The 13,542-nt window shown below is 45.9% G+C and carries 10 protein-coding genes; 5 read left to right on the forward strand and 5 right to left on the reverse strand.

What is annotated here, in order from left to right:
* Positions 1-172: 172 nt before the first annotated feature.
* Both GV64_RS17755 and GV64_RS17760 read right to left on the reverse strand, forming a co-directional pair.
* Positions 173-871 (reverse strand): hypothetical protein, encoded by a 699-nt coding sequence (locus GV64_RS17755; protein WP_020584828.1) that lies wholly within the window; start codon positions 869-871, stop codon positions 173-175.
* Between the two features lie 216 nt (positions 872-1,087).
* Positions 1,088-2,302, reverse strand: a complete 1,215-nt coding sequence (locus tag GV64_RS17760; RefSeq protein WP_020584829.1) for an argininosuccinate synthase — start codon at positions 2,300-2,302, stop codon at positions 1,088-1,090.
* A gap of 286 nt (positions 2,303-2,588) precedes the next feature.
* Between GV64_RS17760 and pyrC the strand changes: the two genes are divergently transcribed.
* Together pyrC and rnt are read left to right on the forward strand one after the other, a co-directional pair.
* A complete protein-coding gene (gene pyrC / locus GV64_RS17765; RefSeq protein ID WP_020584830.1) occupies positions 2,589-3,632 on the forward strand; it encodes a dihydroorotase in 1,044 nt (347 codons plus the stop codon).
* A gap of 113 nt (positions 3,633-3,745) precedes the next feature.
* Positions 3,746-4,345, forward strand: a complete 600-nt coding sequence (gene rnt / locus GV64_RS17770) for a ribonuclease T (protein ID WP_201772561.1) — start codon at positions 3,746-3,748, stop codon at positions 4,343-4,345.
* Between the two features lie 207 nt (positions 4,346-4,552).
* Here the strand turns inward: rnt and GV64_RS17775 are convergent, their stop codons facing one another.
* Positions 4,553-5,122 carry a methylated-DNA--[protein]-cysteine S-methyltransferase gene (locus GV64_RS17775; protein ID WP_330218055.1) on the reverse strand — a complete coding sequence of 190 codons (570 nt, stop codon included), beginning with the start codon at positions 5,120-5,122 and terminating at the stop codon, positions 4,553-4,555.
* Between the two features lie 214 nt (positions 5,123-5,336).
* Between GV64_RS17775 and GV64_RS17780 the strand changes: the two genes are divergently transcribed.
* Together GV64_RS17780 and GV64_RS17785 are read left to right on the forward strand one after the other, a co-directional pair.
* Positions 5,337-6,101, forward strand: a complete 765-nt coding sequence (locus GV64_RS17780) for a hypothetical protein (protein ID WP_020584833.1) — start codon at positions 5,337-5,339, stop codon at positions 6,099-6,101.
* 468 nt (positions 6,102-6,569) lie between these two features.
* Positions 6,570-7,502, forward strand: coding sequence for a DMT family transporter (locus GV64_RS17785; RefSeq protein ID WP_020584835.1), 933 nt, complete (start codon positions 6,570-6,572; stop codon positions 7,500-7,502).
* 234 nt (positions 7,503-7,736) lie between these two features.
* On the opposite strand, the gene GV64_RS17790 is transcribed toward GV64_RS17785, so the two are convergent.
* Entirely contained in the window at positions 7,737-8,540 is an 804-nt protein-coding gene (locus tag GV64_RS17790) for a Cof-type HAD-IIB family hydrolase (RefSeq protein ID WP_020584836.1), read from the reverse strand.
* Between the two features lie 216 nt (positions 8,541-8,756).
* Positions 8,757-11,339 (reverse strand): ATP-dependent chaperone ClpB, encoded by a 2,583-nt coding sequence (gene clpB, locus GV64_RS17795; protein ID WP_020584837.1) that lies wholly within the window; start codon positions 11,337-11,339, stop codon positions 8,757-8,759.
* Between the two features lie 279 nt (positions 11,340-11,618).
* Here clpB and GV64_RS17800 point away from each other — a divergent pair, with 279 nt between their 5' ends.
* On the forward strand, positions 11,619-13,535 hold the full coding sequence (locus GV64_RS17800) for a class I SAM-dependent methyltransferase (protein WP_020584838.1): 1,917 nt from the start codon (positions 11,619-11,621) through the stop codon (positions 13,533-13,535).
* Positions 13,536-13,542 lie beyond the last annotated feature (7 nt).

Genomic DNA, 13,542 nt, shown 5'->3' on the forward strand with positions numbered 1-13,542 from the left:
TTGGTGATGCATCATCAAAGGTCGGCCCCAGTTTTTCGGGCTTTTTTCCATCACCTTATCAGTCAGGCATAAAGAATCATCGAGCGACCGGGTAGATGTAGGAGGCAGGATAAAGCCAAGGCCTGAGATGAGTAGAGATAGTCCCCTTTTATTGAATGGTACGTCAGGCATTCTACTTTGCGGGTGAAACCCATGTAAGAGATGGAACATAGTGAAAGCTGATATTGAATGCCTGTAAACGCCTGATACCAGGAGCAAGGGCGTTGTACGCTAACGTAAACCGGCCAATTTCACCAACGTATAACTGATCGCTCTTTCTACGAACGCCGAGCTTTTCATGAATGGGTGTACTATCAACATCATCGTAATAAAAGCCTGCTCGAAACTCGTACTTGCCATTGTTGTCACAACGAAGTGCGTTGACTCCATGCATCTCTTCAGCAGAACAGCTTTCCAGTTTGCCCCAAAAAATATGTCTATTATTTTCCCCGTCACGGTATCTTAGCAACTCCGTAAAACGCAGGTCTTCAAGCGGTGAAGGCTTACCTCTAGAGGCATCAATCGATAGGGGTAATTTATCCCAGCCTTCCTGTTTCACAGGTTCTGTTCTAGGAGGTACAACCTCAGCCCCCAGAAAGAATGAAGAAAAATGAGCAGCCTCTTTATCAAAAGAGGTCGTTTTAGAAGCAGAAAGAGCAGGTAAAGAGCAAGCTCTCTTACTTAACGTTTCAATGCTTTTGTATCCACCACGAAGGTCTGGCTCTGAAGACACATTCCTTAATTGTTTTATTGAGTTTTTCTCTTGATTGTTTTCTTTTAAACCCTGCTCCCAAGAGCCACAGACAGCCAAGCCCAAACCTTTCACCAACATGCAAATACTACTCTTAATCCTCAAACAAGGGGCTAAGAGTAGTCAAAGGACTAGACGGTATTCCAAAAAATTTACGGTACCTGTACTACGAGTGTTAACGTTTCGTCGCGTACTCAGCGAATAAACATCAACAGGCCCTTAAAGCATTTAAAAATTTAGACTGTAGCTTGATCACTTAATGTGTGGCCTACATTTGGAAATGCAGGCCTTCCGTTTTCAGTCTAATTTTCTTCCTTTGTTTGCAGCTATTCTGAGACGCAGGGCATTCAATTTAATAAAGCCTTCGGCATCCGCCTGATTATAGGCACCGGCATCGTCTTCAAAGGTAGCGATACTCTCATCGAACAGTGAATCTTCAGAACGTCTGCCAACCACGGTAACATTGCCCTTATAAAGTTTCAGACGTACTTCACCGTTCACTGGCTCCTGGCTTTCATCAATCATCTTCTGGAGCATTTCCCGCTCAGGTGACCACCAGTAACCGTTATAAATCAGCTTGGCGTACTTTGGCATCAACTCATCTTTCAGGTGCGCCACCTCTCTATCCAGCGTAATGGATTCAATGGCGCGATGAGCTCTCAGCATAATGGTGCCTCCAGGGGTCTCATAACAGCCCCGGGATTTCATGCCCACATAACGGTTCTCAACAATATCCAGACGACCAATACCATTTTCCCCACCAACGTTGTTCAGATAAGTAAGCACCTGAGCCGGTGACATATCCTCACCATCGATGGCAACAATGTCACCCTTCCGATAGGTCAGGTTCAGGTAGGTCGCCACGTCGGGGGCCGCTTCTGGTGATACGGACCAGCGCCACATATCCTCCTCAGCCTCAGCCCACGGATCTTCCAGAATACCGCCTTCATAGGAAATATGGAGCAGGTTAGCGTCCATAGAGTAAGGCGACTTTCCTTTCTTGCGCTCTACCTCAATACCGTGCTCATCACAGTAGGCCAGCAGCTTTTCCCGTGAGTTAAGATCCCACTCACGCCAGGGAGCAATCACCTGAACGCCAGGTTTCAGCGCATAAGCCCCCAGCTCAAAGCGCACCTGGTCATTTCCTTTCCCGGTCGCACCGTGAGAAATGGCATCAGCACCGGTTTCATTGGCAATTTCAATCAAACGCTTGGAAATAAGAGGCCTGGCAATGGATGTGCCCAGCAGGTACTCACCTTCATAAATGGTATTTGCTCGAAACATGGGAAAGACAAAATCACGGACAAACTCTTCGCGCAGATCATCAATGTAGATCTCCTTAATACCCAGTGCTTCCGCCTTAGCCCTTGCTGGCTCTACCTCTTCCCCCTGACCCAGGTCAGCCGTAAAGGTCACAACTTCACATTCGTAGGTATCTTCCAGCCACTTCGCAATCACTGAGGTGTCGAGGCCTCCGGAATAGGCCAGGACTACTTTTTTAATCTTTTTCATCGCTCAACTCCAACTACACATTGCAACAGGATAGTGGTAAATATTCTTATTTTGTGAATAATAATTCATTTAATGACTTTCGCCAAGGCGCCTTGGGCATTAACGACACCAAACATAAGGGTACGAGTAATAAAGCGTGTGAATCATAACACCAATAATCCGGAAGCACGGATTATACCTACCCGTTTTATGCATGTTTTATCAGGCACCCACTATCAAAATTTGCTTTTTTTCGCTAGGATGCCCATCCGGTTCGATCATATAACCGGAACAGGTATCTTCCAAAATGAGCCAAATACTGACCATTACCCGCCCAGATGACTGGCACCTTCACCTTCGTGATGGCAATGTTCTAAATGAAACCATCGCATCAAGTGCCAGAAGCTTTGGTCGGGCCATCATTATGCCCAACCTGGTACCTCCAGTAACGGATGCCGGACTGGCGAGTCAGTACAAGGCTCGTATTGCAGAACAGATACCCGAAAGCTCAGGCTTTCAACCTTTGATGACGCTGTATCTGACGGATAAAACAACCCGTGAAACCATTCTCACTGCCCATAACCGTGGTGATGTCACTGCTCTTAAACTTTATCCAGCAGGAGCAACCACCAACTCAGATTCGGGTGTGACCGATCTTGAGAATATCCATGACGCCCTGGAGGCAATGGCTGAGTGCGGCCTGCCTTTACTGGTGCATGGTGAGGTTACGGATGCTAACATTGATATCTTCGACCGTGAGAAAGTATTCATTGACCGTCATCTGGTCAAGCTCGTAGAACGCTACCCAACGCTGAAAATTATTATGGAGCACATCACCACTGCCGATGCGGCTCAGTTTGTCAGTGAAGGTGGAGAAAATCTGGGGGCTACCATTACAGCCCACCATTTGCTGTATAATCGCAACCACATGTTGGTTGGCGGCATCAAACCCCATTATTATTGCCTGCCGATTCTAAAGAGAAACCTGCACCAGCAGGCGCTGCTTGACGCTGCTGTAAGCGGCAATCGTCGTTTCTTCCTGGGCACTGACTCTGCACCACACGCCGTGGGTGCAAAAGAATCATCTTGCGGCTGTGCAGGTTGCTATACCGCACCGGCAGCGATTGAGCTTTATGCCGAAGCGTTTGAAAATATGGGCGCGCTGGATAAACTGGAAGCCTTTGCCAGTTTCAACGGCCCTGATTTTTATGGCCTGCCCAGAAACCAGGACACCATCACCCTGGTGAAAGAAGACTGGACAATGCCTGAATCCATTGCATTCGGTGATAACCGGGTAAAACCTCTGAGAGCCGGTGAAACCATCACCTGGCGTCTCAAAACACAGCCATGAGCGAAAGGAAATACCGCTTTTCCTGAACCATGAAAATGGCTGCAACACATGAAAGCGGTATTTCCATAGTAAAGATAGAGGAGACGCCTTTGAGGGCCGATGACAGCCACTCCATGGCCAGCCGATTTCGGGGCTTTCTGCCCGTCGTGATCGACGTGGAAACCGGCGGCTTTAATGCCGCTACTGATGCACTTCTTGAAATTGCTGCCACTGTAATAGAGATGGATGAAAGCGGTTTTATCCATCCTGGTCATACGGAGTCATACCATATCAAGCCATTCGAAGGCGCCAATATCGAACAGGCCGCCATCGATTTTATCGGTATCGACCCCTTTCACCCGTTACGGATTGCATCACCAGAAGAAGATGCTATCAACAAAATTTTTCGCTCGGTTCGCAAGTCCGTTAAAAACCAGGGATGCAACAGAGCGGTACTTGTTGGGCATAATGCGGCTTTTGATCTGAGCTTTGTGATGGCTGCAGCTGAACGCTGCGATGTCAAACGCAACCCTTTTCATCCGTTTTCCTGCTTTGATACAGCAACCCTGGCCGGGCTTGCTTATGGACAAACCGTACTCGCGAAAGCCTGTTCTGAAGCAGATATTGACTTTGATAAGTCAGAAGCTCACTCAGCCCGATACGATACGGAAAAAACGGCTGAGCTGTTCTGTACCATTGTGAACCGCTGGAAAGACCTGGGTGGCTGGCTCTAATCCTGAAAAGTGCTTATACCTATACAGCACCCCCCGTTCCCATGCTCTGAGGCTTTAGCAAAAGTCGCACAAGCATTTGAACCACGAAGGGCACAAAGAACACGAAGCTTTTGAAAAGAATACTTTGTGCTCTTTGTGTCCTTTGTGGTTTCAAAAAAAGAATTAAACCAGACCTAGACGACTACTTTCTACGTAGGAACGTGACAATTATAACCCGCTCCTTCCATTCCCCTGCTCAAGATCCAGCAGGTACTGCTTCATCTCCACCCCATAGGCATAGCCGGTCAGTTTGCCATTTTTCCCGATCACCCGGTGACAGGGTACAATAATCGCGACAGGGTTAGCCCCATTAGCCGCTCCCACTGCCCTAACCGCTTTAGGCCTGCTGATACCTTCAGCAATATCCTGATAAGAGCAGCTTTCCCCGTACTCAATTCGCTGTAACGCTCTCCATACCTGCTGTTGAAAGTCCGTACCACTAAGATCCAAAGCAACATTAAAATGGGTCAGCTCTCCACGAAAGTATTCATCCAGCTCCTTTTGCGCCTGATCAAGATGCTTACGGATGGACTCTTGAGCAAGAGTGCCAATATCTTCAGTGACATCGAGCAGTTCACTCTCTGCCTTGTTTTTTTTCACCAACAGAACCGAGACAATGCCGTCCACAGATGCTGATAGCTCGAGTTCGCCGACCGGTGAATGCATCAAAGTACGCCCCAACAGGGTGGACTTATCAATGGAATAAACTGCAACACACATAATTAACCTCGTATCCAATGAGTTAATTCAGGTCCAGTAAGGAAGTAAAATGTAATCATCCCATAAAGCCATTAGTTAACGAACAATTCCATTTTTATAGTAGAAACAACTTAGGCTTAACCCAAAATATGAGAATCAGGCTGGTTATTATCTGCTCCACCAGAAAGATGCTGGAGTGAATTAATAGACTGTACTGCCGATTAAGCAAAATATGAAAGCAGGGAGATATATCATGGTAGCAAGCAGCAGAATTCCCCCAAAAAGAAGATACACACCGCTTAAAGCTACTCACCCTCACTCTCATAGAATTAAAAAGAGGCACTACAGAACAGGAAAACTAAAGGGAAAAAGAGTTATCCATATTGCTTCTCGCAAGCAGTTTGTTAAGGGTATTAAACGTCTCTTTTCTCTCTCAAAAGTATTTAAGAGCATTCGAAATCGAAAAATCAATCACTTAGAACAAGCCGTAGTATTACCGCCAAAAGCAAAGTCGAGCAAAATTGATCGAAGAATTGGCAACATGGTTTTAGCCATTATTCGCGGTGATTTGAACCAAATGGTTAAGCGCAAGAATTCATTTAGAACCCAAGTTAATCGCGATGCTTTTGAACAAGGAAAGGGCCCAAGCGCAGGAGCCGATGACACCAGGTTGCTCTTTATGGAATGGGCTGAGTCCATTAAAAACACCCCATTAAAAGAACAAATTAGACAGTTACTAAAAACCCGCCAGTCCCGATTTCATAAAAATGCCATAGCATTTATGTCTATATACGGCGGCCTTAATGACTACACACCTTATCAAGCGGACATTGTAAGCAGTTACAACCTGCTAATGCGCTGTCTGGTTGACGTACTACTACCGAGTGAAAAAGACCTGCAATTTATAACCTTAGCCTGCAGAAAGGATGAGTTAACTCCTTCTGCACACACCGAGTTACTTCTAAAGGAAATTCTGGCTATTCAGCCACCACCTCCAGCACCGACTGGTGGTGGCTGAATAGCCAGAGACGATTGATTCAAATTTTACAGTGCATACAATCTCGTAAAATACTCAGCCACCGCATGGCCTGCATTACCCATCACAATGCCCTGACCAGCACTGAATAACATTTCAAGTATCATTTATATCATCACCACAAATGATAGCTCTTTGGGGAAAATAGTCTTTCGTTATCCATTCTTTGCACTCAAAACAAAAATACCTTTCAATCTACAGAATCCAGAGATTTTCTGCTCTTACACGAATCATCACTCAATAACACGATGGGTTAATCGTATTTTTTGGGTGGTTACGAAATGCACTTTTATCGATCAATCGTCTTGCAAGAAAATCATTTTGAGCTCATCAATCAAATGAGTCGTGTACCAAGATATGAAAATAATTTTCATCATATAAAATAACAAGAAAATTACTTACACCAAAAAACTCCTCATGCTATAAGTCAGCTTTCATAAGGAGAAAACAGTGGACGCCTCTCTCATATCAGGAGTTCAGAAAGAAGATAATAATACCTTTCTGTACGCTTCCTATGTCGTTTTACTTGGTAGTTGCTTTCCAATCATGAGATACGCAAGTATTCATTTCGACACGGTAAACAATAATGCCATTCGTTTCCTGGCCGGGGGAATCCTGTTCCTGATCATGGTTATAGCCAAGTACAGAAACGAGGTGAGTAAACTACTCGCCGAGCCTGTGATGATCGTCAAACTACTTCTGATCGGCGTCCTGATGACGGTCAATATGTATTTTTTTATGAATGGCATGCAGCTGACAACAGCATTAACTGGTAGCATTTTTTCTATACTCGGGATGCCTGTAGCAACGATTATGGCTTCAATATTTTTCGCCGATGAGAGAAAGAAAGCCGCCAACCCAAGGTTTATTATTGGCTGTCTTTTATCCATAGCCGGCTCTTTCCTTTTTATTTTTAATGCGGACACTACAGGTCATAGTGAGAACTTCGTTTTAGGTTCTGCTTTCTGGGTACTGGCAATTACCATTGCTGCCATGCAAAATTTACTGGTGAAAAATCTTGCAAAAGATCTTCACCCTGTTGTTATCAGCGCTGCAACCGCAACCATTGCCGGTCTGATTTATCTTTTTATCGCCACGGCCACTGGAAAAATCCAGGAGCTATCAACAACACCGGACAGTTTAATTATTTTCCTGATCATGGCTGGGATGTTCGGAATGCTGGTAGGCATGCTAATGGCGTTTTACATTATCAGAAAAAGCGGTGTCATCACCTTCAATATGCTTCAGATAATGGCACCGCTATCGACAGCTATTATTGCCTACATTACGCTTGGGGAGACGATCTCAACGATACAGGCTTTTGGCGCAGCCATCGTCGTTGTCGGATGCACTCATTCATTAAAAGCCAATAGAGTAAATTAGAGCCTGTTGACGTTTCTTGCGTGTTCAGCATATCAGGGCGTCCCTCTGACGAGGAGGGGCATTACAGATAGGCCCGCGGCCTTTCAAAATGCCACAACGAAGGTATAGCTGTGCCCTAGGGGGTGTTCACAAAAACAGTTATCAGCACGTTTTTGTAAATGACGTATCAGACAATAATAGAAAATGGGGTATTTATGGAGTCACCTGTCGAAAAACTGGTAACTCCATCAATGGTCAAAGCGAATACAAACGCGCAAGATACTCAGCAACCGCATGGTCATCACAGTGACCTATCCGCTCATAACCGAGCAAACTATTTACCAGTGCAGGGTCAGCATTCCCCATCACAACCCCATTACCGACCATTGAAAGCATTTCAACATCATTCATACCATCGCCAAAAGCAATAGCATCCTGAAGCCCATACCCCTTAAGCTTCAACACTTCTTCCAACGCGGTTCCTTTACACACGCCTGGAGCCATAATTTCAAAGCACTCAGGCAGAGAGTAAGTCATATAGAGTTGATCACCATAAAGTTCACGAGCCTGGTCAGACAGTGGCAATAAGTCAGCATGCGACTCTGCAACAAAAAAGACCTTCTGGATGGCACTGGTGTCAACAGAATCAAAATCGGCCAGGTGATAGGTAAATCCGCTCTCCTTACTGAAAGCATGGAGGTCTTCATGCTCAACCTCAACCATCCACTGCTCACCTTTGTAAACGTTGGTATGAACCTTATCTTCAAAAGGTTTCCTAAGGGCTAATAATGGATGCACCAACTCAGGGGTTATATCATGCTGAATAATCATTTCACCTTGTGGATTATGAACTCTGGCACCATTACTGGTGATCAGATACATATCTACACCCAGCTGCGCTCTTATTTGTTCAACATCCTGATAGTGACGGCCTGTAGCAAAAATAAATTTGATCCCTTTTTCGCTAAGGCGGCAAATAACATCGCGAGTTCTTGGCGACAACTCATGCTGTTTATTAAGAAGGGTTCCATCAAGATCGGATACAACCACTGGATACATTCAACACCTCAACCTACATCACTATTCGGACTTTATACGTCGGAGGAAGAGTACCCTGTATCGCTCAAAAAGCAGGCATCCTGTCTCTTCCCTGGAAAAGATACCCGCTAACCTAAATGCTGGAGAAAAATCGTTCAATCAGTAGTTTTAACAGCTAAGAAGAATTTACAAAAGCCTTTATCTTCTATTGAAAATAAAGGCTTTACAGCGTATCAGTCAGGCAAAATCAAGTTGACCATCCTTAAGAACGATGTTGATAGTGTCGCCTGGCTTAAATCGGCCAGAAAGAATAGCTTCTGCCAGTGGATTTTCAATACTCCGCTGGATAGCCCGCTTAAGAGGCCGGGCACCATAAACCGGATCAAAACCCACTTCCGCCAGCTGATCCATGGCTTCTTCCGAGAGCTCTAACTTGAGATTATTGTCGGCCAACCGGCGGTCCAGATTTGCCAGCTGGATTCTGGCAATTGACTTGATCTGACTCTCTCCCAGAGGATGAAATACGACAACTTCATCAATACGGTTTACAAACTCAGGCCGGAAGTGATTGCCTACCACCTCAATCAAGGTGTTTTTAAGTTCCTCAAAATTGGTTTCACCGGTCTCTTTGTTCTGGAAAGTTTGAATCAGGTCAGAGCCCAGGTTGGACGTCATGACAATAACCGTATTTTTAAAATCAACAGTCCTTCCCTGACCATCCGTCAAACGACCATCTTCCAATACCTGCAAAAGAATATTAAAGACATCCGGGTGAGCCTTCTCGACTTCATCCAGCAATACCAGGGAGTAAGGCTTCCGACGCACGGCTTCGGTCAGATAACCACCTTCCTCATAACCTACATAGCCCGGGGGCGCACCAAGCAATCGGGAAACAGAGTGTTTCTCCATAAACTCAGACATATCAATACGGATGATGGCATCCTCCGTATCAAACAGAAACTCGGCCAGCGCTTTACAAAGCTCTGTCTTACCAACCCCGGTAGGGCCAAGAAACATAAAAGAGCCATTGGGTCGGTTCGGATCGGCCAGTCCTGCCCGGGAGCGCCGCACTGCATTGGAAACCGCGACCACAGCTTCATCCTGACCAACCACTCGCTTATGAAGCGAATCTTCCATGCGGAGCAGTTTTTCTTTTTCCCCTTCCAGCATCTTGGCAACAGGAATGCCTGTCCATTTGGAAACCACCTCGGCGATTTCTTCCTCGGTTACCCGATTTCTCAGTAGCTGATGTTCACCAGTGTCAAGAACATCCGCCTGAGCCAGTTGCTTATCGAGTTCTGGCAGGGTGCCATACTGAATTTCTGACATTTTGGTCAGATCGCCTGCCCGCCTGGCCGCTTCCAACTCAATTAACAGCTTTTCTTTTTCCTCGCGGAGTTTCTGGCCACCCTGTAACTGAGCTTTTTCAGCTTTCCAGACATCTTCCATGTCTGAATACTCACGCTCCAGCTCTCCAACCTGTTCTTTTAACTTGGTCAGACGCTCTTTGGAGGCATCATCATCCTCTTTCTTAAGCGCTTCCTGCTCAATCTTCAACTGAATCAGACGGCGCTCCAGACGATCCATGGCTTCTGGCTTGGAATCCATTTCCATACGAATACGGCTGGCCGACTCATCAATCAGGTCAATGGCCTTATCCGGTAATTGCCGGTCGGTGATATAGCGCTGGGACAGCTTAACAGCGGCAATAATTGCCGGATCGGTAATATCAACACCGTGATGAGCCTCATAGCGCTCCTTCAAGCCACGCAAAATAGCGATCGCGTCCTCTTCGGTAGGCTCATCAACCATCACCTTCTGGAAGCGACGCTCCAGGGCGGCATCTTTCTCAATGTATTGTCGATACTCATCCAGTGTCGTTGCACCGACACAATGCAGTTCACCTCTAGCCAGCGCTGGCTTGAGCATATTCCCTGCATCCATGGCACCATCAGCCTTACCGGCCCCGACCATGGTATGTATCTCATCAATAAATAAGATGATCTGCCCCTCCTGCTTGGCAAGATCATTCAAAACCGCTTTTAACCGCTCTTCGAACTCACCACGGAATTTGGCACCGGCAATCAATGCGCCCATATCTAACGACAGAACTCTTTTTCCCTTCAACCCTTCTGGCACTTCGCCATTAACAATTCGCTGAGCCAAGCCTTCAACAATGGCGGTTTTACCGACACCCGGCTCACCAATAATGACGGGATTATTCTTCGTTCTGCGCTGCAATACCTGTATTGTGCGCCGGATTTCATCATCACGACCAATTACTGGGTCCAGCTTTCCCTCTTCTGCCCGCTCAGTAAGATCAATGGTGTATTTACTGAGGGAGTTTCGATTATCTTCCGCATTTGGATCGTTAATAGAGGCGCCGCCACGAATATTTTTAATGGCATTTTCCAGTGCTTTCTGGCTCACGCCTTGGCTGCTCAGCAGTTTACCAAGAGGGCCACTGTCTTCCATCATCACCAGAAGCATCGTTTCACTGGAAATAAACTGATCACCTGCCTGCTGTGCTTTTTTGTCGGTCAGGTTAAGCATGCGATAAAGCGCTTGGGAGGTCTGGATATCACCCGTAGGCGATGTCACCTGGGGTAGCTGCTCCAGCATATTATTAAGCTCACTGCGCAGAGCATCCACATCAAAACCTACCTGCATAAGCAGCGGCTTAACGGATCCCCCTTTCTGATCAATAAGAGCGAGCAACAGATGGACAGGGTCTATCTGACTGTTATCTTTGCCAATGGCCAGAGACTGAGCGTCAGCCAAGGCTGACTGGAGCTTGCTGGTCAGTCGATCCATTCTCATAAGAAGCCTCTTCGAATAACGGTGCTATGTCTTTTTATATTGTGGCAGGCATCCATATTTCAAGACGAAAAAATCTTGCCTCATAATCGCCATTCACGCCTTTTTCCTGAAGTATTACCTCCTTGCACAGACCCAAACTGACCGCTCCCCTCCACCAGCATCCGGTAAACAATATGGCCCCAGACAATTAAATCTGTCTTATTTTTCAAACCTCGCATCAACATTGAACTTTGCTCATCTCTGCTACTCCATAAGTTATTAAGAACTCAGTTCAGGCTTATGATTAGCAGTAATACGACAGTTGAAACAGCCCCATTCAGCCCTGATGACAACAACAGAACAGATGGAACCATTCCACTGGTAAGTCCTCACTCAACAAAGGTAAATATCCTCCAGAGCGCACCTGAAACCGAAGCCTCTGTGGCAACGAAGCCTCTGCATTTTCGAAACACCCCTAATACATCGGTACTAAGCAGAGACACAGAAGTATCTAATATCTCCAGCCACCAGCTGAGAATGACTGGTCGTGATCGTGAGGCCACTACTTCAACGCCTGCACAAGTTAGACAAGAAAGCCCACTTAGTTGGCTTAGGAGTCAGCAGGGAAAATCGATTGAAACATCTGACCAGGCTCAACAGTTACTCGATCAACAAGAGCAGTTTGTTCGTGAAGCATTAACCATTCTGGACCATGTTGATACGCCCGAAGACAGCACTTTATCAACGTGGGTACATCAGTTTCACAATTACCATCGCACAATATCAAACATGCCCCTGGCAACAAAAACAGAAGAATTCGCTAAAGAGCAATTCGATTTCTATTGCCAGGTGCATGAGAGCTCCGAGCTAACAGAGGAGCAAAAATTAGGGTTTGAATTTTTACTGGGCCTGGAACGCTTCCTGATCGCAGTAGAGATAACACTGCAATTTGCCATTTATCTCCGTGACCAGTGTGAACTGGCAGAAGAATTCCAACATCTAAACATTGAAGACATGGAAGCTACCATTCGTAAAGAACCGTCATTTTTCAATCAGCTGCGTCATGCTTCAGAGGCATCTGAAAAAGCAATTGATGTCATCACCAAAGTTTTCGGCTCTGAAAAACCACCACAGTCATACTGGCAGGCCGCAAAAGCATTTTATGTAGAAAAACCGGTATGCGAACAACTTGCGAAATCACTGATATCTATCCACTACGAACCAAAAAATGCTGGTTTCCAGGGAATAGCACAACACCTTCACTGGAATGGGTTTGGGGGAGATGGCAAATACCTGATGCATAAGAGATTAAAAGGCATGGAAAATCAGGCATTCAATTATCATGGAAACCAAACAGCCGGTGCGTCGTGCCCACACTTTACCCAACGTCTAAACGTCTTTCGCCAGGGATTAGCAGAACTCATGACATTCGTGTCTCAGGCAACCACTAACGCGTTAACAGCCAATCACCATGATGACACACCCATCTGTATTTATGATCTGTGCACAGGACCAAAATTCAGTGCTGTTGCTAAAACAGTAACCAATCTTCAGAAGCAAGGAATAAAAGCGGCGCTGACCTTATCGGATGTGGATGGCAGTAATTTAAAAGAACTTTTTGATGAAAAAACTAAAGCGGCTGATGGACTTATTGAAGATGTGCGCATCGAAGATCTGAATCTACCCTTGGAACCACCGGCAAGTGAATGGAGTAAGTTTGACCTGGTGTCAGCCTCTTTAGGCTTGCATCAGTTACCCGATCATAGGCAAAAAGCGTGTATCCAGTATTTTACCACAGTGGCTAAACCCGGCGGGTTCATCTCCATTCCCCATGTTAATGAACTTGCTCACACGCAATTAATGCTGATCCCTGCCAATATTGTGGATCGTGAGAGCTACGTTCCTGATGAGATACTGTTTAACTTTGAAGAGCTGGCGACCCGTCATGGCAGAAATGGCAGCTTGAAAGTCCCTTATCCACTGAGAGGTGTGAGCACTCACGGTCTTGAAAACAGCGATAAGGAAAACCTCTACAGCCATACGATGTATGTGGTCGTGGAATTAACAGAAGAGCAATTGCTAGAGCTGCAAGTGCTCTGGAAGCAGGGTCACTATGAACAAGCCAATCAACTGATTAATCGTTTAAGCGGTATAAATATTGACCGTCTTGAGAGCAAGATTAATGAAGGTGCAGCACAACCACCAGCCCCTGATTAAATAACAG

The organism is Endozoicomonas elysicola, assembly GCF_000710775.1.
Classification (GTDB): Bacteria; Pseudomonadota; Gammaproteobacteria; order Pseudomonadales; family Endozoicomonadaceae; genus Endozoicomonas; species Endozoicomonas elysicola.